Origin of the sequence: Aedoeadaptatus nemausensis, assembly GCF_903819165.1 — a bacterium.
GTDB lineage: Bacteria > Bacillota > Clostridia > Tissierellales > Peptoniphilaceae > Aedoeadaptatus > Aedoeadaptatus nemausensis.
Genome location: NZ_CAIJCS010000014.1, coordinates 349,386 through 372,552, shown reverse-complemented (window position 1 = coordinate 372,552; position 23,167 = coordinate 349,386). Strand labels below are relative to the sequence as shown.

The following is a 23,167-nucleotide window of genomic DNA, read 5'->3' as shown; positions in this document are numbered from 1 at the left end:
GAGCGATGAAACGTTTTGTAATTGCCTTTGACAATCAGGATCAGGTTTACGACGCTTTGGATGCCACGGAGGATTTGGGTACGCGTGTCATCCCGCTTTTGCCCGAAATCCGCGAATCTTGCGGTCTGGCCCTTATGGGAGATATAGACGATGTGGAAGAGGCCGTGAAGCGCTTGGACGATGGCGGCCATCCCTATAACGGCGTCTTTTCCTACGAAAGAGAAGGCGGAAAACGAAAGGTGGAAGCACTATGATCTATTTAGATAACGGCGCCACGACGGCCATTAAACCGAAGTCAGTAGCCGATGCCGTATACCGCGCCATGACAGAAGGTTACGGCAATCCCGGCAGGGGAAGCCACGCTTGGGCCCAAAACTCTTACCGGGCACTGCGAAAGACCAGAAAAAACATGGCGAAACTTTTGGGAACGGATGATTCCATCGCCTTGACCAGTGGCGTAACGGAAAGTTTAAATGTGGCGATTCACGGACTTATTAAGAAAGGCGATCACGTCATTACATCCGTCGCCGAACATAATTCCGTTTTAAGACCCCTTTATGCCACCGGGTGCGAGCTGGATTTTCTACCTCTGGATGAGAATCTCGCGCCGGATGTAAGTTTGCTCGATAAAACATTGAAGCCCAACACGAAGGCCGTCGTCATTACTCACGCATCCAATGTAGTGGGAAGCGTCACCGATATCGACGCCGTTTTGGATTTTGCGTCGGCCCACGATCTCTATGTCATTATCGACGGCGCTCAAGGACTCGGGCAAGTACCCGTCGACCTCTCCGAGAGCCCTACGGATAAATTAATCTATTGCTTTGCCGGCCATAAATCCCTTTACGGCCCTATGGGTACCGGCGGATTTTTCTACGGTAAAGATGTGCACCCGGCGCCCATTAAAGTGGGGGGAAGCGGTATCGAAAGTTTCAATCATAAAATGCCCGATGAAAAACCCGTCCTTTGGGAGGCGGGAACTGCCAATGTTCACGGCTTTGCAGGACTCGCCGCCGGTGCGGAATTTGTCATGGGGGAAGATTACTTCGAAAAGAAAAACCATATTTTCGAACGGCTCCTAAAAGGCTTGAGAGAGCTTGAGGAATATAAAATTTTTTATCCCAAGGAAAAGGGAACGAGCTGCGTCGGTATTTTAAAAGAAGGCATGAGCTCTCAGGAACTTTCCCTTTTATTAGAAGAGGAAGGCATTGCCAGTCGCCCGGGATACCACTGTGCGCCCTTGCTACACGAATTCCTCCACACAAAAGAAACGGGCATCTGCCGTTTGTCCACCTCTTACTTCAACACGGAAGACGAAATAAAAACTGTGCTTGAAGTCTTAAAAACAATTGAATAAATAAACAAACTGTGATATAGTATTCGTGTTAGAACTGTTTTATACGGTGGTTACCGTTCATCGGTAGTTTTTATCTGATGCAGAGTATGCGATGAGTGTTCGAGGAGTGCCTGATGTGGGACATCTCGAGCCGTTAAGCATATTTGTTGGCTCAGAGTTTTTATAAGAAAAAATCATCTAAACAAAAAGCATCGACACCATCCGAAGATTGCGAAGTTAGGAGAACCTAAGACGGCAGTCTTTTTTTGGTTCCCTAATCGCCGATTAGGAGTGAAATCATGCTCAGTCATATGCTGAGACGTTTAGAGATGACAAAAGAAGAGTTTTTCAAGATTGTATTGGGTTGTGCCATTATGGCCTTCGGCGTGATCAATATTCACGAACCCTCGAGAATCACGGAGGGCGGCGTATTGGGTCTAGGCCTTTTACTTAAAAAAGTATTCGGCGTAAACCTCGCCTACGCATCTCCCGTACTCGACGGCTTGTGTTACGCTCTCGGATTTTCTATGCTCGGGAAGCGATTCCTGAAAAAATCCGGCGTTGCGACCATATCCTTTGCCGTACTCTACTGGGTTTTCAATCGCATGGGTCCGGTCTTGCCGAACTTTTACGATGCACCCTTTTTAGCGGCCATTGCAGGCGGTATTTTTATCGGCTGCGGCTGCGGAATTGCCGTAACGGCAGGGGGATGCGCCGGGGGAGACGATGCCCTCGCCATGGTTATTTCGAAAAAATTGAAATGGCCCATATCCCGCGCCTATCTGTTTACGGATTTTGTCGTTCTCGGGCTTTCATTAACTTATATTGCGCCGAGCCGTCTGATCTTTTCCTTTATGACGACCATCGTATCGTCTTATTTGATCGGACAATTCGAGCTTAAGATGAAGAAGCCCGCATGGCAAGTGAGCCAAGGCACCATAGAAAAAAGTGCATAACAATCTTAACTAAGAATAGCGACATGAAAGCACAAACTTTTATGTCGCTATTCTTAGTTTATTGAGAAAAGTTCCGCTATCAGCGGAATTTTTTAATGTTAATAGGCGAAGGCCTCTTCCTTTGTCATCCAGAAATGAATGCCGCCGGTGGAATCTCGCCAGCGATCGGGATTGAAATTGCCTGCATACATCATGGTGTGTGGCTTGTAGATGAAATCCTCGTCGATGAGGCTCACCGCATCGCTGAAATGTTCCTTGCCTTCGAAATCTGTAATGGATACTACATAAGCTTTGTCGCAGCGGCAGGAGTTCATCGTGGCGGAGGTGCGGACCGCATCTTCCGGGATGTAGAGGGTGACGAGCCTGTGATTATAACATCTCTTATAGCCGATAAAGGCCCCTTCTTCCGGGCAGTGGAGTCTGAAAAATTTCGTGTCCTCGTCGGTGATCACATCGTCTAAAATAGATTCCTCCATCACCGCGCCGAAGAGATAGGCGCCGGAAAGATCGGCTCCCGTTAAATCGGCGTTTCTGAAATTCGCCTCCTGTAAAGTGGCCCCTTTAAAATTCGCTCCTCGAAGAATGGCGTGATCGAACCAAGCGTGGGAAAGATCGCTTCCGGAAAAGTCGGCGCCGGAAAGATCCATATTGCAAAAATCCGCTCCCTTTAAATTTTGATCGATATAAATTTTTTCTTGAGTTGCCATTATGATTCCCCCTTAAACTAAGTATACCACGGGCCATTCATTGCGTCAGGGAGAGGGTGATAGTATAATATACAGAAGTAATGACAATGGTCATCCTATATGACCGGGCATATCATCTATATGCGAGGAGGCATACATGTCAAAAAATTTTTACATCACAACGCCGATTTATTACCCGAGCGGTAATCTCCATATCGGCCACACCTATTGCACCGTAGCCGTAGACGCCGTTAAGCGTTATAAAACATTGCAAGGATACAATGTTTTATTTACCACCGGCACCGATGAACACGGCCAAAAAATCCAAGACAAGGCCGCCGAGGAAGGCAAAAAGCCGCTGGAATACATCGACAAAATCGTAGACGATACGAAAGCTCTTTGGGAAACCATGGATATTCGTTACGATTCCTTTGTGCGCTCTACGGATAAAGTTCACGAAAAAAATGTTAAGGAACTTTTCCAAAAGCTTTACGATAAAGGCGAAATCTATAAAGGCGAATACGAAGGCTACTACTGCACACCCTGCGAATCTTTCTGGGCGGAATCTCAATTAGACGAAGGACATCTCTGTCCCGACTGCGGTAGGGAAACCCACTTGCAACATGAAGAAAGTTATTTCTTCCGCCTTTCCAAATATCGGGATAAACTCCTTCAATATTATGAAGATCATCCGGAATTTATTCAACCGGCTTATCGCAAGAGTGAAATGATTAACTCCTTCTTAAAAGACGGTTTGGACGATCTTTCAGTTACCCGATCATCCTTCGATTGGGGCGTTCCCGTGCCCTTCGACCCGGAACACGTCATATACGTTTGGATCGACGCCCTTTCTTGCTACTTAACCGGCGCCGGTTACGGCACGGATATGGATAAATTCAACAGCTATTGGCCTGCCGACGTTCATTTCGTAGGCAAGGAAATTATGCGCTTCCACACCATTATCTGGCCCGCCATGCTCATGGCCCTGGATATGCCCCTGCCGAAACAAATCTTCGGTCACGGCTGGATTTTATTCGACAATGATAAAATGAGCAAATCCAAAGGCAATGTGATCTATCCCGAGCCCATTATCGAGCTCTACGGCGTCGATGCCTTAAAATACTTCTTACTCAGAGAATTTTCCTTCGGCCACGACGGAAGTTTCAATGTTACGAGCTTTATGAAACGTTTAAACTCGGATCTCGCAAACGACCTGGGAAATCTCGTTTCCCGTACCGTCTCCATGATCGAAAAGTACAATGACGGGATTATTCCCGAAGCCAAGACGGAAACTGCCATCGACAAAGAGTTAATGGCATTGGCGACGAGCATTTGGGACGATGTGGAAAAAGAAATGGAAGGCTACCAATTCTCCACGGCCCTTCAAGCTATTTGGACGCTCATCCGCCGTTCCAATAAATACGTAGACGAAAACGAACCTTGGGTTCTCGCCAAAGGGGGAGAGGAAGACAAAGAACGCCTTAACACCGTACTTTACAATCTCGCCGAATCCCTTCGCATCGTCTCCATTTTACTTTCCTTCTTTATGGAAAATACCGCCCTTTCCATCGCTGAGCAAATCGGTGCATCGAAAGAATTTAAAGCGGAAGACGCTAAAAAATGGGGTCTATTAGGATCGGGCCACCACGTAGGGGAAAAACAAATTATCTTCCCCCGTCTGGACATCGAAAAAGAAACCGAACGCCTTTGGGAAGCCACCGAAGCCTTGATTGCAAGCCGCAGCTCGGAAGCTCAAGAAGAGGAAAAGCTCGAGCTTAAACCGGAAATTACCATCGATGATTTCGACAAGCTGGACATTCGCCTCGCTACCATCGAATCGGTAGAAGATCATCCCAATGCCGATCGACTCTATGTGCTGAACATAAAAATGGGAACGGAAAAGCGTGTCATCTGCTCGAGTATTAAAGAAAATTACACGAAAGAAGATTTGGAAGGAAAGCAAATTCTCGTCCTCGCCAATTTGAAGCCCACTAAACTTCGCGGCGTCCTTTCCGAAGGGATGCTCCTTGCGGCGGAAGACGAGAACGGTAAACTTTCCCTTGCGACCACCATGGAAGAATTAGCTTCCGGCGCAAGCATTAGCTAGGAGGATATATGATAGACGCTCACTCTCATTTGGAAAATGAAGCATTCGATGAGGATCGTGAAGCGATAATAGCCCGCATGAAAGACGACGGCCTCGATGCTGTCGTCAATGTGGGCAGCGATATAGAGACGAGTCGCAAGGTCGTGGATCTTGCCGAAAAGAACGAAGGTCTTTTTGCCGTTGTCGGCGTGCATCCTCAGGAAGCGGACGGCTACAATGAGGAAGTGGAAAAAGAGCTTGTCGACCTTTCTAAAAAGGAAAAAGTCGTGGCTCTGGGCGAAATCGGATTAGATTATTACTACGAAAATTCCCCGCGAGAAGTACAGAGGGAGGTCTTTTTAAAACAAATGGACCTCGCCGTAAAAGTCGATCTTCCCATCGTGATTCACTCCAGAGATGCGGCGGAAGAAACCTACGACATTGTGGCGAACTTTCTGGAGCAACATCCGAATTATCCCATTTTAATTCACTGTTTTTCCTATTCTTACGAAATGATGGAGCGCTTTGTGGCCCTCGGGTGCATCATCTCACTAGGCGGCGTCACTACCTTTAAAAACGCCAAGACGCCGAAGCGCGTGGCGGCAGGGGTACCTATCGATCATCTGCTTCTGGAAACCGACTGCCCCTACATGACGCCGACGCCCTACCGCGGAAAGCGCAACGAGCCGAAATACGTAAAGTATGTAGCGGAAAATATCGCCGATCTTAGGGAGATGGATGTAGAGGAATTAATCCGTCATACCGACGAAAACACGAAACGGTTTTACCGATGGAAATGATTAAAGAAGTCATCGTCGTCGAGGGAAAAGACGATATTGCAAGGGTGAAGGCCGCAGTAAATTGCGATGTCATCGCGACGGGAGGCTTCGCCTTCGGGAAAAAACTCCTGGACGAATTAAAAGCCGTCGAAAAACGGCGAGGTATTATTATCTTTACAGATCCGGATTATATGGGAAAGCAAATTCGTCGCCGTCTGACCGAGGCGCTGGACAGCCCGAAGCAGGCCTATCTTCCTCAGGAGAAAGCTACCCTCAAAGATAATATCGGCATCGAAAACGCACTCCCCGAAGATATTCAAAAAGCACTGGCCAAAGCGAAGCCTATGCGCCAAAGCATGGCCATTACCTTTACGAAAGCGGATTTGATTCGTTACGGCTTAATGGGCACGACGGAAGCAGGGGAGAAGCGCGCTAAAATGGGGGAAGCCCTGGGTATCGGCCACGGCAACGGCAAACAATTTTTGCGTCGCCTCAACAGCTTTAATATTACGGAAGAAGAATTCGAGGAAACCTACCGGGAGGTCTTTGGTGAATAAACGATTGTATAGCCCCGCCGTCATACGGGAAATTCAGAAAAAATGGGGATTTCAATTTCAAAAATCACTGGGACAAAATTTTCTGATCGACGGGAATATTGTGCGGGGAATCGGCGATGCCGCCGACGTAAAAGAGGGAGACGTCGTACTTGAAATCGGAGCCGGAATCGGTACCCTCACAGAAGAACTGGCCCTTCGAGGCGCCCACGTCTTTTGTGTTGAAATCGACGAAAATCTGAGGCCCATTTTAGAAGAGACTCTGGCGCCTTACGACAAAGTGGAAATCTTTTATCGAGACGTACTAAAGACCGATCTGAAAAAAGAACTGGATGCTCGTTTTCCGGGGGAATCCGTAAAAGTCGTGGCGAACTTACCCTATTACGTGACCACTCCAATCCTTGTGCATCTCTTAGACGGGGAACTTCCCATCGAATCCATGCATATTATGGTTCAAAAAGAAATGGCGACTCGCATGGCGGCGCCGGCGGGCAACAAAATGTATGGCTCCATTTCTGTATATTTGCAAATGCGCGGCGATGTCAAGACCGCTCTCCACGTACCTCGTACCTGCTTTATGCCTCAGCCGAAGGTGGATAGCGCCGTCCTCGCCGTAACAAACTTTAACGAGGATCACCCGGAAACACTGCGCCAGGCGGAAGCCGTCGTACGAGCGGCCTTTTCTAAAAGGCGAAAGACCGTATTAAACGCTCTCTCCACTTACGGATTCGAACTAGAAAAGAACGATATTCAAAAAGCCCTCGTCGATTCGGGCATCGAGCCCGGTCGCCGAGCGGAGACCATTACCGTGGCTGAATACAGAGTGCTCGCCAAAAACTTTCCGAAAGTCACAAAGGAGCTGAAAGAGTAATGAAGGAAAATTTCAAGGCATTTGTAGAAAACGAAGCACTGATCGACAATTTAAGTGGCATTTTTAAAGTCATGGCCGATCCGACACGGCTTAAAATTCTCTACGCCCTCATGCTGGATACCTGTAATGTTTCAAAACTTGTAGAGCTCCTGGGCATGAGCCAATCCTCCATCTCTCATCAACTCATATTACTGAAAGAAGAAGGCTTGATCCGCTCCAAAAAAGAAGGACGCAAAGTTTATTATTCACTGGACGACGAACACGTGCGCACCCTCTTTTACATGGGCTACACCCACGCGGAACATAAAATTAACGAAAATGATTAATCCGGAAAACATCGGGTATTATTAGAAAAAGCGAAAAACAAAAATCATTTGGGAGGAATTACAATGTCCAAAGTACAAGTTTATACAAGCAACACATGCCCCTATTGCACCATGGCAGTCGACTATTTAAAAGATAAGGGCGTGGAATTCGAAGAGAGAAATGTTCAAGAAGATCCCCAAGCAAGGGACGAACTTATTTCCAAAGGCTATACCGGCGTACCGGTACTCGTTATTAACGAAGAAGAAATTGTCGGCTTCGATCAAGCGAAAATCGACGCGGCATTAGCGAAATAGATCGAGAGAACAGGAAAAGAGGCGAGAGCCTCTTTTTTTATTCTAAAAGTCCATTGTGGAGCATTACCTCAATGGATTTTTTTAAAAAAGTTTCCATGGGATAAGCTTCATGGAATCACATTTTCATGTTAAGTTTTCGATTTTTCTACATTAAGATACAGCGTATGTTTTTTATCCCGTATGATTTTGCCAATATCTTTATTATTCCTTCGTAGAATTTAATTAAAAAGATATTGATTCTCAGGACGGAAAGTGTGATAATTGTTATCGATGGAGAGTGACTTATACTTTACCCGCATTTTCTTTTCCGATTTCATTTTCATTTAGTCAGTACAGTGGCGTGGCATTATCAATTAAAAGAGTGGAGAGTAATTCCGTTATTTTTAGATTCTCTACATAAAATAGTAGCATAACGCTGTTATTACAAGGGTTTTATAAATATAACCTTGTTTCAAAATAAAACAAAGTTATATCTTTCGAATCTTATTGATAATGAAAAGAGAAAAGTGTAATATAGAAATGGTTAAAGTTTACATTGTTTTATAAAACGTTTTGAAGAGGTGTTTTTATGAAGAAGAAATTATTAGGTGTTGCAGGCGGTATGTTATTGGGCGTTGTAGGTGAAAAGATTTTAAAATCCGATACCACTAAAAAACTAGTTGTCGATACGGTCTCCGGCGGTTTGAAAATCAAAGACACCGTCGATAGAACCATCGAAAAGGCAAAGGAAAATGCGGAAGATATTGTAGTTGAAGCAAAGGTTAAGAATGCCGAGGAGCAAAAGGCAAAAGAAGAAGCTGAAGCCGAGGCCGAGGCAGAAGTTGAAACTATAGAAGTTTTGGCTGAAGAAGCAACGAATTAAGTATGAAGTTTCAAATTAGCCATAGAGTACTCGGACGGACGCGGTTTTCGTCCGAGTATCGTTTTAATTACGAACGCGCCAATAATTTAAAGTATCTTATCGAATCGATCGACGGCGTGTATTACGCAAAAGTATCCACTTGCTCCGGCAGTGTAATTGTGGAATATGAAGAGTATGCCCTTCCTTCAGTGTGCAAATTGTTACTGGAAACTTCCCTGGTTGATCTCGACAGGGTAGAGATAGAAGATACTTCTTACATTCCCTTGGAAGAAAAGGAACTTTTCCATATTATTCGAGATGCCTTTGAAGTGCGTTTTGTTATGAAGAATTTCTTACCCGCACCATTAGGCATGGCTGTCATCCTTATTCGTGCAAGTCGCTTTATGAAGGCGGGAATATCGGCGCTTTACAATCGCAAGTTGAATGTTGAAGTTCTCGATGCCTCGGCCATCGGAATTTCTCTCGCCACCAATGACTTTGCGGCGGCATCGTCCATTATGTTCTTATTGAACTTAGGCGAAAAGCTGGAAGACTGGACTCTAAAAAAATCACAGAGCGATCTGGCCCGTACCTTGGAGCTCAATATCGACAAAGTTTTTGTAGTCGAAGGAAAAGAAAAGATTCTTAAAGATTTAAGTGATGTGGCTATCGGCGATGTAGTGGAAGTTGCCATGGGTACGACAATTCCCGTAGACGGCACCGTCGTGAAGGGCATGGGTATGGTAAATCAATCTTCTTTTACCGGTGAAAGTGTGCCTGTAAAGAAGGCGGAAGGGAAATCCGTCTTTGCCGGAACGGTGCTTGAAGAAGGAATGATTCTTGTAAGAACCGAAAAGTTATACAATGAATCTCGCTTGAGTCATATTATCGAGCTTATCGGCGAGAGTGAAAAGAACAAATCCATGGCACAAAAGAAAGCGGAAAATATGGCGGATTCTCTTGTGAAGTATTCGTTCCTAGGCGCGATCACCAGTTATGCAATGACGCGGAATATCCACAAGGCTAAAGCTTTTTTAATGGTTGACTTTTCCTGCGCACTCAAGCTTACCATTCCCATTGCGGTAATGAAGGCAATGAGCCAAGCCGGTCAAGAAGACGTGCTTGTAAAGGGCGGTAAATACTTGGAAAACTTAGCACAAGCCGATACCATCGTTTTCGACAAAACGGGTACGCTTACGAAATCGACACCGACAGTAGAACGGGTTATTTCATTCGACGGCCATACGGAAGACGGCTGCTTGCGCATTGCCGCTTGTTTGGAAGAGCACTTCCCCCATTCAATCGCCAATGCCGTTGTGGAAGCCGCTATCCAAAAAGGCTTGCATCATGAAGAAATGCATTCGGAAACGGAATATATCGTAGCCCACGGCATTAAATCGAAAATAGATGGTAAGGAAGCGCTTATCGGCTCCGCTCACTTTATTTTTGAAGATGAGGGAGTTCGCATTACGCCCGAAAAAGAGACGCTTATCGAGGAATTAAAGGATCATTATTCCCTTCTCTATCTGGCTTACGACCGTGAGCTTATTGCCGTACTCTGTATCAATGACCCTATTCGTGAAGATGCGAAGGAAACTGTGGAAGCTCTTCGTGCCCTCGGCTTTACAAATATCGCCATGCTCACCGGCGATGCGGAAAACTCCGCTCGCTATGTTGCCGAGCAACTTGACTTAGATTACTATCAATCGCAAGTTCTGCCGGAAGATAAGGCGAATTATATTAAATCCCAAAAAGAACTTGGACGTAAAGTCGTTATGATCGGCGACGGAATCAACGATTCCGTTGCGCTTTCGGGCGCCGATGTAGGTATTGCCATGCATAAAGGAGCCGATGTAGCTAGAGAAATAGCTGATATCGCCATCGGCAGCGACGATTTGCATTCTATCGTAAAAGTTGTAAAAATTGCGAAAGAATTGGAAGACAGGGTAAAGGTGGATTATCGAAAGATTATATCTTTCAACTCTCTTTTAATCGCCCTGGGTTATTTCGAAGTCATTACCAACACCACCTCCAGTTTCTTGCACAACGGCTCCACCGTTGCCATTGCACTGGACAATATGAAAGAATATGCCGTATAAATGAATTATCTTTAAATTAAGCCCCTCCATTTCCGTTCGGATGGAGGGGCTGTTTATGTGGGTGTCCGTCGCATGAAAAGATATTTGATAATTCCACAATAAAGTGAGGAACATAAGTGTAGTAATGAAGGGAAATAATGGGAAAATTAAACGGAATGTCTCCTATTGATCTATAGGCTACATTCCACTTAATTGATTATTAAATTGATTCTGTACTTTCCGTTAAGGTTCGTACAATAGTTGATCTTATCTTAGGATTGCAAGATCGCTTCTTGAATGGATTTTTTAGCTTCCAAGTATTCTTTTGAAGCTAAGAAATCGTTGCGTTCACCTTCGGGAACGTGATAGCTGAAGCCGATGGATTTAAGTGAAGGCGAGAGCACATGAATGTGATCGCTCATGCGCAGGGCTTCGTCGATATCGTGGGTGATGAAGATCGTGGTGAGATGGTATTTTTCTTTAATTTCCAAATACCAATCCTGCAATTTCATTTTCGTAATGGCATCCAATCGGGAAAAAGGTTCGTCCAGCAGGACGAGTTCTTTTGAAAACAATATGGTCCTCAAAAAAGCCGCCCGTTGGGCCATGCCGCCGCTCAATGCGGAGGGGAACTTCATCTGTGTGCCTTCGAGGCCGAATTCTTGAAAGTATTGATCAGCTTCTTTCCGTGCTTCTTCTTTACTCGCTCTCTTTAATCGAAGAGGCAGGGACACATTGTCGATAATCTTCAAGTGCTTTAAGAGCAAATCTTTTTGCAACATATAGGCCACGTGTCCCGGTTTAGCGGTAATATCCTCATCGAGCAAGGTAACCGTACCACTATCCGGATGATCGAGCCCGGCCAAAATATTAAAGAGGGTGGTTTTTCCGCTGCCGCTTTGTCCTAAGAGGGTGACGATTTTCGAGCGCTCCACTTCGAGGTTCAAATCTTTTAGAATAACCTGGTCTCCGAAGGATCGCGTAATACCGTCGGCCTTTAAAAGCACATTACTCGGGGAGGTAGTCATTGCTGTAACCGAAATCTTCGGGGATCGGTTGATCGACTAATTTGTTGTCGGCGAGCCACTTGTAGAATTTATTCCAACGTGCGCCGTCGAATACGCCGAAACGATCGGCATCGGCGATGTATTGCGTGGAAAGGTATTCTTGGCTCTTTTGAACGAATTCTTTTTTGCCTTCGAGCTCGGGAGCGGCCTTTAACAGAATGTCGGCGGCTTCTTCCGGATGCTCTGCTGCATAGGTGTAGCCTTTACTGATGGCTTCCAAAGCTTTTTTAGCTGTTTCGCTATTGTTCTTTAAAAAGTCGTTGTTGGCTACTAATATCGGGCTATAGTAATCGAATTCCGGGTGAGAATCGATAAAGGGAATGTAGTTGGTTTCGAGGCCGGCCGTTTCGGCGGCGATGCCGTCCCATCCGTAGTAGACCCAAACGGAATCCACATTGCTCTTTAATCCGGCGACGATATCGGTAACATTGGAGGGGATAAGTTCCACCTTGTCGAAATCACCGCCGTCGTCGTTGACGAGGGTTTTCATCATATTGAGCTCGATGGGCATATTCCATGTGGCGTAACTGTGGCCGGTTAATTTACCCATACTGTCGATGCCTTTTTCCTTTAAGCTTAAAAGGCCGGAGGTGTTGTGCTGTACGAGAGCCGCCACGGCAGTAACGGGGAGGGGCTCATCTTTTGCCCAAGATGCGGCGATGGTATCTTGGAAGGTTACGGCGAATTCGCCTCCGCCACTGGCGACGAGACCTTCTGCGCCACCTTCCGGCGGTTGAAGGATTTCGAGGTCGATTCCTGCCTCGTCAAAGTAGCCTTTTTCTTGAGCTACATAGATTCCCGTATGATTAGTGTTGGGTGTCCAGTCCAAGACAAGGCGGACTTTTTCCTTGTCTCCGCTTGCGGATTGTTTCGGTGCGCCGCAGGCGGTCAGCATGAAGAGCGCCAATAAAATGGGTAGTATTTTTTTCATAATAAACTCCTATCGCTCAGTTTGTTTCCAGGGCATGGCTTTGTATTGTAAGAAATTGACAAAGGCCATAAGGAGCAAACTGAGTAGTGAAATTAAGAAGATAACGGCGAACATGCGATCGTAACTGTAGGCATTTTTCACGCGGGTCATGTAGACGCCGAGCCCTTGAAAGCCCCCGAGCCATTCTGCGATGACGGCACCCACTACCGAGTAGGAAGCGGATATTTTAAGGGCGGAGAAAAAACCTTCCAGTGCGTTAGGAAGCTTTACGTAAAAGAAAAGCTCCATGTCGCGGGCCCCCATGGCTTTCATAAGGCGAATCTCATCGGGATCGGCAGATGCGAATCCCTGAAAAAGGTTTACCGCCATGGGGAAGAACGTAACGATGACGATCAGAACGATTTTTGGCGCCATTCCGTAGCCCATCCAGAGGACGAGCAAGGGCGCAATGGCCACAGTGGGTACGGTCTGGGTCAAAATTAAAATCGGGTAGAGAGCATCGCGAATAAGGGGGCTGCGTTCCATTAAAAAGGCGCAGATAAAACCCGAAATAATACCGAATAAAAGTCCTAAGGCCGCCTCGACAAGGGTTACGCGGGAATGCATCATAAGCTGAGGAAAGTCAGCTACAAAAGCCCGCACAACGTCTATGGGCGAAGGCAGCAAGTAGGAGGGAAGCAGGCCCGATGTGGACAAGATCTGCCACAAGAGCAGCAATAAAACAATAAAGAGGCTTCCCCGAAATACTTTATTGATATTTACCGATTTTTTCATCGATACCTAAAATAGATTCTTTGCCATGGTTGAGTTTGATATAACAGAGCACGGAGTCGGCGCCCTCTTCCATAACTTTGGCTTCACATTTCTTTAAAAGATCGAGGATCTCATCCATGGAATCGCCTTCAACTGTCGTTTCAAAAGGTGCTACCACGTAATTTAGGCCGCTATCTTGAATGACTTTAATAACTTCGTCGACGATGCGAACGACTTCTTTCGTTCCGCCTTCACATGTAGGTAATACTTGAATAGCCATGCTTGCTTTCATAATGTTCTCCTTTCACAAAAAAAGCCGATGCGTGTACACGCATCGGCTTATTCCTTTTACAGCATTATCTGTACAAGTTCACAGGGTTGAGTAGTACTCTCTCAGCAATGCGCACCCCTATACAAGAACATTATACCCTATAGAAAGGAGATATAAAAGCTCTTCTATACACAGGCATTGTAAATGGCGCGAATAGCTTTTTCCGCCTCGTCATCGATAACGCCCACGATAATATTCATCTCGCTGGCCCCTTGAACGATAACGCGGATGTTCACATTGGCATCGGCGAGGGCCTTAAAAATAAGGGCGCTCATGCCGATTTTATTCTTCATATTGCGGCCGACTACGGTAATCAACGTAATATTGTGATCCACCGTAATGCGATCGGCGTCGGTAAAGGTTTGAAGTTCGGCGATCAATTGATCGGTTTTATTTTTCAAATATTTGCTTCCGATGACGAGGGATATGGAGTCGATGGAAGAGGGCATGTGTTCGAGGTAAATATCGTTGGCTTCCAAGACAGAAAAGACTTTTCGGTGGAATCCCATATCTCTATTCATGCGGAGTTTTTCCAAGTTGATGACGTCAAAGCCCTTACGGCAGGCGATGCCCGTAATCGAGCTTTCGCTATCGTCCACAGGCACATCGGCCATAATGCAGGAACCTTCTTCATCTTTTGCATTGGTGTTACGAATGACGACGGGGATGTTTTTTTCGATGACGGGGAACATGGCCTCGTCGTGCATGACCTTGGCGCCACTATAAGAAAGTTCGCGAAGCTCTTCATAGGAGATGCTGCGAATTTTTTTCGGATGGGGAACGATACCCGGGTCTACGGCCAAAAGACCGGAGACATCTGTCCAGTTTTCGTAAAGATCGGCGTGTACGCCTCGGGCCACGATGGAACCGGAAAGGTCGCTGCCGCCACGGCTGAAAGTGACGATTTTACCGGAAGGCGCGGCGCCGTAAAAGCCGGGGATGACGGCACGTTCGTGTTCCTTCGCCATAGCTTCGAGAGCTTTGTAGCTGGCTTTCTCGTTCCAAAGGCCGCTCTCATCGAAGCGGATGACTTCTGTCGCATCGACGAAGTCGTAATCTAAATAGGTAGCGAGAATCTTGCCGTTTAAGTACTCTCCTCTCGAGAGAACATAGCTTTTGCTGACCTTTTCCGATGTAATGGTCTTTAAGATTTCGTCCAATTCCTCTTTCAAATCGAACTCGATGCCGATCCCCTCGATAATTTCGAGATAGCGTGATTCGATCATTTTCATTACTTCCACGGGGGAGAGGTGATGGACGGCCATATTATATAAAAGAATAAGCAAATCCGTAACTTTTTGGTCGCCGCTTTTATTTTTACCGGGCGCCGAAGGGATTATGTACTGTCTGTTCGGATCGCTTTCGATAATATCTTTAACTTTAAAAAATTGTTCACTGCTTGCCAGGGACGAACCCCCGAATTTACACACGATGGACATAGCTTCCTCCTTATAAATTGTCTTACCCTATTGTAATTTTTTTTAAGGAAAAGTACAAGGAACAAAAAAAGAACCGCCGGAGCGGTTCTCGTTTACGCAAATGTAGACGTTAGGATATTCATGATGATCCAGAAGAGCTTTGCGAGTAAATCGAAGCTTATAAAGATAATCCCGTACCACGCCATAAACTCAAATGTGCTCTTCTTAGGCAAAATTTCTCGTGCAGCCGAGAGGGCGAGGAAGATAACCCAGGCGTACATAAAGATACTTAAGAGGATATGAGGCGTTACCGATCCCAAAACCGTTCGACCCATGGCGAAGGAAGAGGGAAGGATAAAGAAGATGACGGTAACGGGGATCAAGTACAATACCCACATGAGGAGATTGTCCACGGTGCGCGCCTTCAGATTGTCTTGGCGACAGGTATTGCGTCTCGCCACATTATTGGCGAAGTAGAAAGTAAACAGCGTTATAAATATTTTTAGGAGAACGAATAAAACAGGCAAGATGCCGATTCGACGGAATGCGAAAAAGACGGGAAGGGCACTGAGTAAAATGCCGATACCGAAAAGTCCGCGTAGCCCTTGCTCTCCTTTGGAAAGCACTCTTTTACGCGCCATTTCGAATTTGGAAGCGGCATCGGTTTTTTCGAGAAGTTCGTCCAGGCTATGTGCACGGTGTTTCTCGCTATGCTTCGGCGACTCTTCTTTTGTTGTCGTTTTCTTTTTTTCGGGCTTCGCTTTCTTTAAATTTTCGGATTTACGTTTGAAATTCTCGAAAAACGAAGAGCGAGAAGCTTTAGGCTTTTCCTCAAGTTCGGATGTGGTTTCCATACTTTGAAGGGCAGACTCGTGGGCGTCTTGGGGAACGATGACATCATCCCCTTCAGAAGAGCGTGTAAAGTCGATGACCATATAATCGGAGTCGTTGGATTTGGAGTGAAGTTCTTCGTCTTCGGTTTCCGGTGTTTCTTTTTCCGTGGAAGCGATAAAAGCTTCGTGGGCTATAGTATCGTCTTCTTTTTTATCGCGAGAGAAGAAGGAGGAGAGAACGCCTTTCGGTGTGATTTTTTCCTTGCCTTCATTTTCTTCCTGGGCATCTAAAATCTCATTGACCTTTTTATTGAGGGTACTTACATCGCCGGTTTGAGCGAAACGATCATCTTCCACATCTTGAGAAATGCGAAGATTATCTTCCTCGTCGGAAGAAAGGGCTGCTTCTTCGTGCTCCAGGCGATCGGCCATTTCGCCGAAGACCGAGTAGGGATTATCCTCTTCGTCGATAAAGTTCTTCCAAATCGAAGAGAAGCTTTTTTTCTTCGGTTCCTTCACCGGCTTCGGTTCAAATGCATCCCGAGGTTCGATGGTCTCTTTATTTTTAAGCGATTTTTTCTGTTTTTTCGCTTCAATTTTTTCTTCGTTTTTTTTGTCTTTTGCTTCTTGTTTTTTGATTCCCGTTAGGGTTTCATGTTTTTTAATACTCTCTCCGACCTGAGTGTCTACCTTGTTCATATAGGATTTTAAGTATTCACCATCCTCAGGATCGGAAGAATAGGCAACCTTTGTGTCGCCGCTTGATCCCTTAGAGCTTTCGAAACTTAGATCGGGGGAGGAATTTTTAAAATTTTTCTCGAAAAGCTTTTTAGCCTCTTCTTGATTGGCGCCGCATACGTGACAAAATTTAGCACCTTTTACCAGCTCTTCGCCACATTGAAAACAATACAATACAAATCCTCCTTCGTCGTCTATTAACTCCGATTATACCATAGAATGGGGACATTGCAGAACGAGCTCATAAAAAAAGCCCCGGTAAAACCGGAGCTCTTTAAATCGAATGAACGATTAGTTAGCAGCTTCTTCTGCGTTGTTAGCAGCTTCTTGAGCGTTTTCAGCAGCAGCTTCAGCGTTTGCAGCGTTTTCTTGTTTGTTAGCAGCTTCGTTAGCAGCTTGGTTAGCTTCGTTTTGAGCTTCAGCAGCAGCTTGGTTAGCGTTGTTTGCAGCGTTTTGAGCTTCTTCAGCTTTGGGTTGGCAAGCAACAAGACCGAACATAAGGGTACCTACTGCCATAGCGCTAGCGATTTTCTTTAAGTTTTTCATTTCAAATCCTCCTAAAAGATTCATAACATTGATTTAATTGCATTATAGGACTCGAATGTGAAAAAACGGTGATTATCCTGTTAAAGTTTTCTGGTGAAAAGGGAAGAAACTATCGCATAATCATCGTGAAAAGAATAAGGGGAATAGGTTATACTAATGATGGAGGCGATTATGCAAGCTTTATATAGACGATATCGGCCGAGGACATTTGACGAGGTCGTCGGCCAGGAAACCACCATTACCGCTTTAAAAAATCAATTATTAGAAGAGCGTGTTCACCACGCTTATTTATTTTCAGGTACTCGAGGCACGGGAAAGACATCCGTTGCTAAAATTTTTGCCCGCGCCGTCAATTGTTTGGATCCGAAAGAGGGGAATCCATGCAATGAATGTGAAGTGTGCCGCGGAATATTAGACGAAACATTATTCGATGTTATGGAAATCGATGCGGCGAGCAATAACTCAGTCGACGATATTCGCGAGATTAAAGAAAATGTAACCTATCCGCCGACTCTTGCGCGGAAAAAAGTTTATATTATCGACGAGGTCCATATGTTAAGTAAGGGCGCCTTTAACGCCCTTCTGAAAATGTTGGAAGAACCGCCTTCCCACGCTCTCTTTATTTTAGCGACGACGGAACCGGAAAAAATTCCCGCAACGATTTTGTCACGCTCCCAGCGCTTTACTTTTTTACGTTTAAGAGATGAAGAGATCGTAGGTGAGTTGGAGCGGATCTTAAATGAAGAAAAACGGGAATACACGGAGGACGCCCTGAAAATTATCGCCGCTCACAGCGACGGCTCCATGCGCGACAGTCTCTCTATCCTGGATCAGATTCTTTCGATTTCAGGTGAGATCGTCGACGGGGAAAAGGTACGAAAAAGTTTGGGGCTTACGGAACACGAAGGCATCTTTAGAATCGTCGACGGCATTTTGACACGAGATGCGAAGCTCGTTATGGATGCCATCGATCGAAGCTACCGTAACGGTCGAAATTTTCAGCTGCTTTTAGACGGTCTCATTACTTACTTCAGAGATCTTTTATTTTATCGCTATGCCGAGGAAGTTCCGGGACAGCTTACAGAAGAGGAAGCCCGAACCTTTATCGAGCAAGCGCGAGCGGTGGAGGAAACTTCAGCTTTTTCTATAATCGAACTTTTGCAAAAAGGAAGAGAGAGTTTTAAATATACTGCCAATAAAAAAGTAGTGATGGAGCTGTTACTCTTGAAGGCCGTACGATGGGGTGAGGCGGATTCTTATGAAGAAAGACCGCAAAAGACGATAAAAAAAGTGCCTACCGTAACGAAAGAAGCGGTTTCTTCGGAGAAGACGGAAAAACAAGTGACGGATCCGGAGCCCAAAGTTGAAGAATCTGCTGAAGCCTCTCCCACTTTGAGAGGGAAAGAAGAACATGCTATAATGAAGGGCGATCCGATCGACGACAAAACTTGGCAGAACTTTATTCAGTCGGTGCAGGCTAAAAGTGTCGCATGCGGCGCGTTATTAAAGGACGTAGCCGGCATCGCCACTGAAAACAACGCCTTATTTATTCGCTATGCCCCATCTTTCGCATTTCACTTAAAAATGCTCAAGACGGAAGCGAATCACAAAATACTGGAAGAAGCGGCTCGCGAAGTATTAGGCGAAGAGTGGTCGGTAATTGTAGAGGACATGAAAGCGGAAGACGATCCCGTATTGGAATCGATGAAGCGGGTGTTTAAAGATACACCTATTGAAATGGAATAAGGAGGCATTATGGCTAAAGGTTTCCCGAACATGGGCGGAAAAAATATGAACAATATGATGAAACAAGTCCAAAAGCTGCAAAAGGACATGGAAAAGATGCAGGCGGATTTGGACCAACAGGAGTTTGAATCTTCGGCAGGGGGAGGCGTCGTTACGGCGAAAGTAAACGGCAAGCAAGAGCTCTTAAGCCTTTCCATCGATCCCGACGTAGTAGATCCCGACGATGTGGAAACTCTCGAAGATTTAATCCTCGTGGCCATTCAAGGGGCTATGAATGCAGCCAAAGAAAAGACTGAAGGCGAAATGTCTCGCTTAACGGGCGGCTTAAATATTCCGGGGATGTTTTAATTATGGATCGACCTCTGGAAGAGCTTATTTATCGCCTTTCCAGACTTCCGGGCATCGGCACGAAAACGGCGCGGCGCTTGAGTTACTTTATCCTGGAATCGGATGAAGACGAGGTGCAAAAGCTTGCCCACGCCATATTAGATGCACGGGAGCATATTTCGGAGTGCAGTGTCTGCCACGATTATACAGACCGGGATCCCTGTCCTATTTGTAGAAGCGAAAGGCGGGATCACTCCGTGGTCTGTGTGGTGCAGCGTCCTCAGGATGTGCAGGTTATGGAGCAGACCGGGAAATACAACGGCCTTTACCACGTGCTCCACGGCGTTATCGTGCCTGAGCGGGGAATTCTTCCTACGGATCTTAGAATCAAGGAGCTGTTGGAGCGCCTGAAGAAAGAAAATATCGAGGAGGTTATCCTCGCTACAAATCCCACGAAAGACGGAGATACCACGGCGCGCTATATTGCGAAGATGCTTTCCGAGGTAGAAGGTATACGAGTGTCGCGCATCGCCCACGGTATCCCGGTCGGCGGCGATTTGGAATACTACGATAATTTAACCGTAGCCACGGCCCTTCAACACCGCACGGATTTTAAAGAGCAATAAAAAAACTCGACGCTCGCCGTCGAGTTTTTTGTTTATTTAACGAAGTTTGTAAAGTCTTGAGTAATGTCCACGTGGCCCATTAAAGTTTCGGCGGATTGACCGTTGACGGTAAAGGATACGGATTTAATGCCGTCGACGGAAAGTAAACTGTTGACGATAGAAGAGACGAGGACATCTTCTTCTAAAGAACCGCCACTTACATCTCCGGAGAGATCGACAATAGCCTTGGAACCGTCCAAAGTGGATTTTGAGTAATCAAATTTATCCAGACCGGTAGATTCGGCGCCTTCAGCGGAAGGTGCTGCGGCGAGAGCATCCAAAACCTTTGTTACGATAGTTTTACTGTCGGCGGTAATTTCGGTTTTTTGTGTAACGGTTTTGTTTTCTTCATTGCCGTTAACGATATAATCTTCCGAGGGGAATATGAGTTTTACGCTGTAAGCTTTGGCTTCATTATCCTTGGCATCTTCTTTATCCGACTCTTCTTCAGTCGCATCTTTTTCCTGTTCCTCGCTTGCATTTTCAGCTTCCTTATCCAATTCTTCGGATGTTTTTTGAGTTTCGACCACCTCAACAGGTGCGCCTTTTGCATTTTCAGCTTCGGCATTATTGGTGCAGGCGACGGCGAACATAGATAAGGAAAGAGATAGGGCGATCAAAGTAATTTTTTTAATTGTCTTCATGAATTCCTCCTATTAGTATTCGAGATATATCTTATTTTATCATAGCTTGAGTCGATTAAAATGACGACTCCATGACATTAAGAGAATCTTTAATTTGTGAAGCCGCGGGTCCTTAAAGTTTAAGAACCATATAAAAATAATATAAAAGGCGGAGAATACTCTTGATTGCTGAAACCAGAAGCCATACATTAAAATAAGTTTTGTTACTTTAAGAAGGAAGTTCGTAAGCTTACGAAACTTTCTCATAAATACTTACCTTGAATACAAAATTCTTTAAAGCTATATGGGTGAAAAAGAAAGGGAATGGATATACATAGAAGTACAATGAATGGAGGAGAAGAGTGAAAAAAGATTTTAACAAACCGATGTTTTTATATTATGCCATCGGTATTATTTTCGTTTTCTTGATTTCTTTTATGCTTATGCCGAAGATGCGGCAGAGTCCGGTAACCATAAAAAAAGTGAGCTACAACGAATTTTTGGCTCAAGTGGATCAAAAGAAAGTTAAGGAAGCTCATATTGCCGATAAACAAGTAGCCTTCACCATTAAGGGCGAGGAGGATACACGCTACGAAACCGCACGTTTCCCCGACGAAAGCCTGGTCAATCGGCTCTATGAAAACGGCGTGGATTTCGATCGGGAATATCCGAGCGAGATGAACCCGATTATTCAAAGTTTGGTAAGTTTCGCCTTAATGGTCGTCGTCATGGTGGTTGTCGGTCAATTGTTTATACGCAGTATGACGAAATCCATGGGTAAAGGCGGCGTCGGGCCTATGAGCTTCGGAAAGAGTAATGCAAAGATCTACGACCAGAGCGTCGACGGCATTACCTTTGCCAATGTAGCGGGGCAGGACGAAGCGAAAGACGATTTGACAGAAATCGTAGATTTTCTTCACGATCCGAAAAAATACACAGAAATCGGCGCCAAACTACCAAAAGGAGCGCTCCTCGTCGGTCCTCCGGGAACGGGTAAAACTCTTCTCGCGAAGGCCGTGGCAGGGGAAGCGAAGGTTCCCTTTTTCTCCATATCCGGTTCGGAATTTGTGGAAATGTTTGTAGGTCTCGGGGCGGCAAAAGTCCGCGATCTCTTCGAGCAGGCAAAGGAAAAGGCGCCTTGTATCGTCTTTATCGACGAAATCGACACCATCGGTAAAAAACGGGATGGCGCCGGTTTTTCCGGAAACGACGAGCGGGAACAGACGCTCAATCAATTACTGGCGGAAATGGACGGCTTTGAAGGTAATGGCGGTGTCGTTATTTTAGCGGCTACAAACCGTCCGGAATCTTTAGACCCGGCGCTCTTGCGTCCCGGTCGTTTCGACCGTCGCATTCCCGTAGAGCTTCCGGACCTCGCCGGTCGGGAGGCTATCTTAAAAGTTCACGCAAAAGGTGTTAAGGCGGAAGATGACATCGATTACAACGCCGTCGCCCGTGCTACGGCCGGAGCCAGCGGTGCCGATCTCGCCAATATGATCAACGAGGCGGCCCTTCGTGCCGTCCGTCACAGACGTCGTCGCATGAGCGAGGAAGACTTGATGGAAAGCGTGGAAGTGGTCATCGCCGGTCATCAAAAGAAAAACACGGTAATAAGCACTCGGGAAAAAGAAATTATCGCCTACCACGAAGTAGGACACGCCCTGGTGGCGGCCCTGCAAAAAGAGTCGGCGCCGGTGCATAAGATTACAATTATTCCCCGTACAAGTGGCGCCTTGGGCTACACCATGCAGGTGGATGAGGAAGAGAAATTCCTTATGAGTCAGGAAGAGGCCTTTAATAAAATCGTCACCTTTACAGGCGGCCGTGCGGCGGAAGAATTAATCTTCAACACCCGAACCACGGGAGCGTCCAACGATATCGAGCAAGCCACAAAAATCGCCCGCGCCATGATCACGCGCTACGGCATGAGCGATGAATTCGGATTCGTCTCCATGGAGACGCTGAACAATCGCTACTTGGGTGGCGACACCAGCCTCTCTGTTTCCGATCGTCGAGCTTTCGACATCGACCTTGCTGTCAATGAGATCATTACGAAGGCCCAGGAAAAGAGCCACGAGATCTTGTCGGAAAATATCGACAGTCTCCACGCCATATCCCATTATCTCTTAAAACGAGAAACTATTACGGGCGTGGAATTTATGGACATCCTCAATAAAAACAGCGATCGTCATTTCGAAGGAGGCAGTGATTCCTTAGACAAGGAAAACCCCGAAGAAAAGGACGAGGCAATAGAAGAATCTTCAAAATCAACGGAAGAGTCGGATGAAGATATCGCGCTCTATCCTAAAGGCGAGGGGAAAGATATTGACGACGATCCTTTTGAGAAAGAATAAAAAAGTTCGGCTGCGGCCGGCTTTTTTA

General features: G+C 45.9%; 24 protein-coding genes. 15 read left to right on the top strand and 9 right to left on the bottom strand.

All coding sequences use genetic code 11. From position 1 onward, the window contains the following. The first annotated feature begins 5 nt into the window (after positions 1-5). The 3 genes from PEPTYR26121_RS03105 to PEPTYR26121_RS03095 all read left to right on the top strand — a co-directional run bounded on the left by PEPTYR26121_RS03105 (position 6) and on the right by PEPTYR26121_RS03095 (position 2,292). Positions 6-254: a putative Se/S carrier-like protein gene (locus PEPTYR26121_RS03105; RefSeq protein ID WP_180499099.1), complete on the top strand. Its 249-nt coding sequence runs from the start codon at positions 6-8 to the stop codon at positions 252-254. Further along, entirely contained in the window at positions 251-1,357 is a 1,107-nt protein-coding gene (locus PEPTYR26121_RS03100; protein WP_180499097.1) for an aminotransferase class V-fold PLP-dependent enzyme, read from the top strand. Before PEPTYR26121_RS03105 ends, PEPTYR26121_RS03100 begins: the two co-directional genes overlap by 4 nt. A gap of 278 nt (positions 1,358-1,635) precedes the next feature. Continuing rightward, on the top strand, positions 1,636-2,292 hold the full coding sequence (locus PEPTYR26121_RS03095) for a DUF6198 family protein (protein WP_180499095.1): 657 nt from the start codon (positions 1,636-1,638) through the stop codon (positions 2,290-2,292). Between the two features lie 98 nt (positions 2,293-2,390). Here the strand turns inward: PEPTYR26121_RS03095 and PEPTYR26121_RS03090 are convergent, their stop codons facing one another. Further along, entirely contained in the window at positions 2,391-2,999 is a 609-nt protein-coding gene (locus tag PEPTYR26121_RS03090; RefSeq protein ID WP_180499093.1) for a pentapeptide repeat-containing protein, read from the bottom strand. A gap of 136 nt (positions 3,000-3,135) precedes the next feature. Between PEPTYR26121_RS03090 and metG the strand changes: the two genes are divergently transcribed. The 8 genes from metG to PEPTYR26121_RS03050 all read left to right on the top strand — a co-directional run bounded on the left by metG (position 3,136) and on the right by PEPTYR26121_RS03050 (position 10,828). Then, positions 3,136-5,085: a methionine--tRNA ligase gene (metG, locus tag PEPTYR26121_RS03085; protein ID WP_180499090.1), complete on the top strand. Its 1,950-nt coding sequence runs from the start codon at positions 3,136-3,138 to the stop codon at positions 5,083-5,085. 8 nt (positions 5,086-5,093) lie between these two features. Beyond that, the gene (locus PEPTYR26121_RS03080) at positions 5,094-5,864 is read left to right on the top strand and encodes a TatD family hydrolase (RefSeq protein ID WP_180499089.1); all 771 of its coding nucleotides are present in this window, start codon (positions 5,094-5,096) and stop codon (positions 5,862-5,864) included. Beyond that, positions 5,855-6,400, top strand: a complete 546-nt coding sequence (gene rnmV / locus PEPTYR26121_RS03075) for a ribonuclease M5 (RefSeq protein ID WP_343045211.1) — start codon at positions 5,855-5,857, stop codon at positions 6,398-6,400. Before PEPTYR26121_RS03080 ends, rnmV begins: the two co-directional genes overlap by 10 nt. Further along, complete coding sequence (gene rsmA / locus PEPTYR26121_RS03070; protein ID WP_343045210.1) at positions 6,393-7,268, top strand: 16S rRNA (adenine(1518)-N(6)/adenine(1519)-N(6))-dimethyltransferase RsmA; 876 nt, start codon at positions 6,393-6,395, stop codon at positions 7,266-7,268. The genes rnmV and rsmA overlap by 8 nt, the downstream gene beginning before the upstream one ends. Continuing rightward, complete coding sequence (locus PEPTYR26121_RS03065) at positions 7,268-7,594, top strand: ArsR/SmtB family transcription factor (RefSeq protein ID WP_180499085.1); 327 nt, start codon at positions 7,268-7,270, stop codon at positions 7,592-7,594. Before rsmA ends, PEPTYR26121_RS03065 begins: the two co-directional genes overlap by 1 nt. A 63-nt stretch (positions 7,595-7,657) precedes the next feature. Beyond that, positions 7,658-7,888 (top strand): glutaredoxin family protein, encoded by a 231-nt coding sequence (locus tag PEPTYR26121_RS03060; protein WP_180499083.1) that lies wholly within the window; start codon positions 7,658-7,660, stop codon positions 7,886-7,888. 568 nt (positions 7,889-8,456) lie between these two features. Beyond that, positions 8,457-8,750, top strand: a complete 294-nt coding sequence (locus tag PEPTYR26121_RS03055; protein WP_180499081.1) for a DUF6110 family protein — start codon at positions 8,457-8,459, stop codon at positions 8,748-8,750. A gap of 2 nt (positions 8,751-8,752) precedes the next feature. Continuing rightward, complete coding sequence (locus PEPTYR26121_RS03050; RefSeq protein WP_180499079.1) at positions 8,753-10,828, top strand: heavy metal translocating P-type ATPase; 2,076 nt, start codon at positions 8,753-8,755, stop codon at positions 10,826-10,828. 251 nt (positions 10,829-11,079) lie between these two features. Here the strand turns inward: PEPTYR26121_RS03050 and PEPTYR26121_RS03045 are convergent, their stop codons facing one another. The 7 genes from PEPTYR26121_RS03045 to PEPTYR26121_RS03015 all read right to left on the bottom strand — a co-directional run bounded on the left by PEPTYR26121_RS03045 (position 11,080) and on the right by PEPTYR26121_RS03015 (position 17,424). Beyond that, complete coding sequence (locus PEPTYR26121_RS03045) at positions 11,080-11,835, bottom strand: ABC transporter ATP-binding protein (RefSeq protein ID WP_180499077.1); 756 nt, start codon at positions 11,833-11,835, stop codon at positions 11,080-11,082. Beyond that, positions 11,816-12,805, bottom strand: coding sequence for an ABC transporter substrate-binding protein (locus tag PEPTYR26121_RS03040; protein ID WP_180499076.1), 990 nt, complete (start codon positions 12,803-12,805; stop codon positions 11,816-11,818). The genes PEPTYR26121_RS03045 and PEPTYR26121_RS03040 overlap by 20 nt, the downstream gene beginning before the upstream one ends. Before the next feature lie 9 nt (positions 12,806-12,814). After that, complete coding sequence (locus tag PEPTYR26121_RS03035; RefSeq protein WP_180499074.1) at positions 12,815-13,579, bottom strand: ABC transporter permease; 765 nt, start codon at positions 13,577-13,579, stop codon at positions 12,815-12,817. Continuing rightward, the gene (locus tag PEPTYR26121_RS03030) at positions 13,554-13,850 is read right to left on the bottom strand and encodes a thiamine-binding protein (RefSeq protein WP_180499072.1); all 297 of its coding nucleotides are present in this window, start codon (positions 13,848-13,850) and stop codon (positions 13,554-13,556) included. The genes PEPTYR26121_RS03035 and PEPTYR26121_RS03030 overlap by 26 nt, the downstream gene beginning before the upstream one ends. Positions 13,851-14,014: 164 nt before the next feature. After that, positions 14,015-15,328 (bottom strand): aspartate kinase, encoded by a 1,314-nt coding sequence (locus tag PEPTYR26121_RS03025; protein WP_180499070.1) that lies wholly within the window; start codon positions 15,326-15,328, stop codon positions 14,015-14,017. 92 nt (positions 15,329-15,420) lie between these two features. Next, entirely contained in the window at positions 15,421-17,052 is a 1,632-nt protein-coding gene (locus tag PEPTYR26121_RS03020) for a zinc-ribbon domain-containing protein (RefSeq protein WP_180499068.1), read from the bottom strand. Positions 17,053-17,169: 117 nt separating this feature from the next. Beyond that, complete coding sequence (locus PEPTYR26121_RS03015; RefSeq protein ID WP_180499066.1) at positions 17,170-17,424, bottom strand: hypothetical protein; 255 nt, start codon at positions 17,422-17,424, stop codon at positions 17,170-17,172. Between the two features lie 171 nt (positions 17,425-17,595). Between PEPTYR26121_RS03015 and dnaX the strand changes: the two genes are divergently transcribed. From dnaX to recR, 3 genes are read left to right on the top strand one after another with little or no spacing between them, the layout of a single operon-like run. Continuing rightward, on the top strand, positions 17,596-19,170 hold the full coding sequence (gene dnaX, locus PEPTYR26121_RS03010) for a DNA polymerase III subunit gamma/tau (RefSeq protein ID WP_180499064.1): 1,575 nt from the start codon (positions 17,596-17,598) through the stop codon (positions 19,168-19,170). A gap of 9 nt (positions 19,171-19,179) precedes the next feature. After that, positions 19,180-19,518, top strand: a complete 339-nt coding sequence (locus tag PEPTYR26121_RS03005; RefSeq protein WP_180499062.1) for a YbaB/EbfC family nucleoid-associated protein — start codon at positions 19,180-19,182, stop codon at positions 19,516-19,518. A 2-nt stretch (positions 19,519-19,520) separates the two neighbouring features. Beyond that, on the top strand, positions 19,521-20,123 hold the full coding sequence (gene recR / locus PEPTYR26121_RS03000; RefSeq protein WP_180499060.1) for a recombination mediator RecR: 603 nt from the start codon (positions 19,521-19,523) through the stop codon (positions 20,121-20,123). Between the two features lie 32 nt (positions 20,124-20,155). Here the strand turns inward: recR and PEPTYR26121_RS02995 are convergent, their stop codons facing one another. Then, on the bottom strand, positions 20,156-20,806 hold the full coding sequence (locus tag PEPTYR26121_RS02995; RefSeq protein ID WP_180499058.1) for a GerMN domain-containing protein: 651 nt from the start codon (positions 20,804-20,806) through the stop codon (positions 20,156-20,158). Positions 20,807-21,171: 365 nt separating this feature from the next. Between PEPTYR26121_RS02995 and ftsH the strand changes: the two genes are divergently transcribed. Further along, positions 21,172-23,139 carry an ATP-dependent zinc metalloprotease FtsH gene (ftsH, locus tag PEPTYR26121_RS02990; protein ID WP_180499230.1) on the top strand — a complete coding sequence of 656 codons (1,968 nt, stop codon included), beginning with the start codon at positions 21,172-21,174 and terminating at the stop codon, positions 23,137-23,139. The last annotated feature ends 28 nt before the right edge of the window (positions 23,140-23,167 follow it).

Excerpts from the sequence above, each read along its gene's own strand:
- PEPTYR26121_RS03105 (WP_180499099.1), top strand. The coding sequence starts at position 6 with ATGAAACGTTTTGTAATTGCCTTTGACAATCAGGATCAGGTTTACGAC.
- PEPTYR26121_RS03100 (WP_180499097.1), top strand. The coding sequence starts at position 251 with ATGATCTATTTAGATAACGGCGCCACGACGGCCATTAAACCGAAGTCA.
- PEPTYR26121_RS03095 (WP_180499095.1), top strand. The coding sequence starts at position 1,636 with ATGCTCAGTCATATGCTGAGACGTTTAGAGATGACAAAAGAAGAGTTT.
- PEPTYR26121_RS03090 (WP_180499093.1), bottom strand. The coding sequence starts at position 2,999 with ATGGCAACTCAAGAAAAAATTTATATCGATCAAAATTTAAAGGGAGCG.
- metG (WP_180499090.1), top strand. The coding sequence starts at position 3,136 with ATGTCAAAAAATTTTTACATCACAACGCCGATTTATTACCCGAGCGGT.
- PEPTYR26121_RS03080 (WP_180499089.1), top strand. The coding sequence starts at position 5,094 with ATGATAGACGCTCACTCTCATTTGGAAAATGAAGCATTCGATGAGGAT.
- rnmV (WP_343045211.1), top strand. The coding sequence starts at position 5,855 with ATGGAAATGATTAAAGAAGTCATCGTCGTCGAGGGAAAAGACGATATT.
- PEPTYR26121_RS03065 (WP_180499085.1), top strand. The coding sequence starts at position 7,268 with ATGAAGGAAAATTTCAAGGCATTTGTAGAAAACGAAGCACTGATCGAC.
- PEPTYR26121_RS03060 (WP_180499083.1), top strand. The coding sequence starts at position 7,658 with ATGTCCAAAGTACAAGTTTATACAAGCAACACATGCCCCTATTGCACC.
- PEPTYR26121_RS03055 (WP_180499081.1), top strand. The coding sequence starts at position 8,457 with ATGAAGAAGAAATTATTAGGTGTTGCAGGCGGTATGTTATTGGGCGTT.
- PEPTYR26121_RS03050 (WP_180499079.1), top strand. The coding sequence starts at position 8,753 with ATGAAGTTTCAAATTAGCCATAGAGTACTCGGACGGACGCGGTTTTCG.
- PEPTYR26121_RS03045 (WP_180499077.1), bottom strand. The coding sequence starts at position 11,835 with ATGACTACCTCCCCGAGTAATGTGCTTTTAAAGGCCGACGGTATTACG.
- PEPTYR26121_RS03040 (WP_180499076.1), bottom strand. The coding sequence starts at position 12,805 with ATGAAAAAAATACTACCCATTTTATTGGCGCTCTTCATGCTGACCGCC.
- PEPTYR26121_RS03035 (WP_180499074.1), bottom strand. The coding sequence starts at position 13,579 with ATGAAAAAATCGGTAAATATCAATAAAGTATTTCGGGGAAGCCTCTTT.
- PEPTYR26121_RS03030 (WP_180499072.1), bottom strand. The coding sequence starts at position 13,850 with ATGAAAGCAAGCATGGCTATTCAAGTATTACCTACATGTGAAGGCGGA.
- PEPTYR26121_RS03025 (WP_180499070.1), bottom strand. The coding sequence starts at position 15,328 with ATGTCCATCGTGTGTAAATTCGGGGGTTCGTCCCTGGCAAGCAGTGAA.
- PEPTYR26121_RS03015 (WP_180499066.1), bottom strand. The coding sequence starts at position 17,424 with ATGAAAAACTTAAAGAAAATCGCTAGCGCTATGGCAGTAGGTACCCTT.
- dnaX (WP_180499064.1), top strand. The coding sequence starts at position 17,596 with ATGCAAGCTTTATATAGACGATATCGGCCGAGGACATTTGACGAGGTC.
- PEPTYR26121_RS03005 (WP_180499062.1), top strand. The coding sequence starts at position 19,180 with ATGGCTAAAGGTTTCCCGAACATGGGCGGAAAAAATATGAACAATATG.
- recR (WP_180499060.1), top strand. The coding sequence starts at position 19,521 with ATGGATCGACCTCTGGAAGAGCTTATTTATCGCCTTTCCAGACTTCCG.
- PEPTYR26121_RS02995 (WP_180499058.1), bottom strand. The coding sequence starts at position 20,806 with ATGAAGACAATTAAAAAAATTACTTTGATCGCCCTATCTCTTTCCTTA.
- ftsH (WP_180499230.1), top strand. The coding sequence starts at position 21,172 with ATGTTTTTATATTATGCCATCGGTATTATTTTCGTTTTCTTGATTTCT.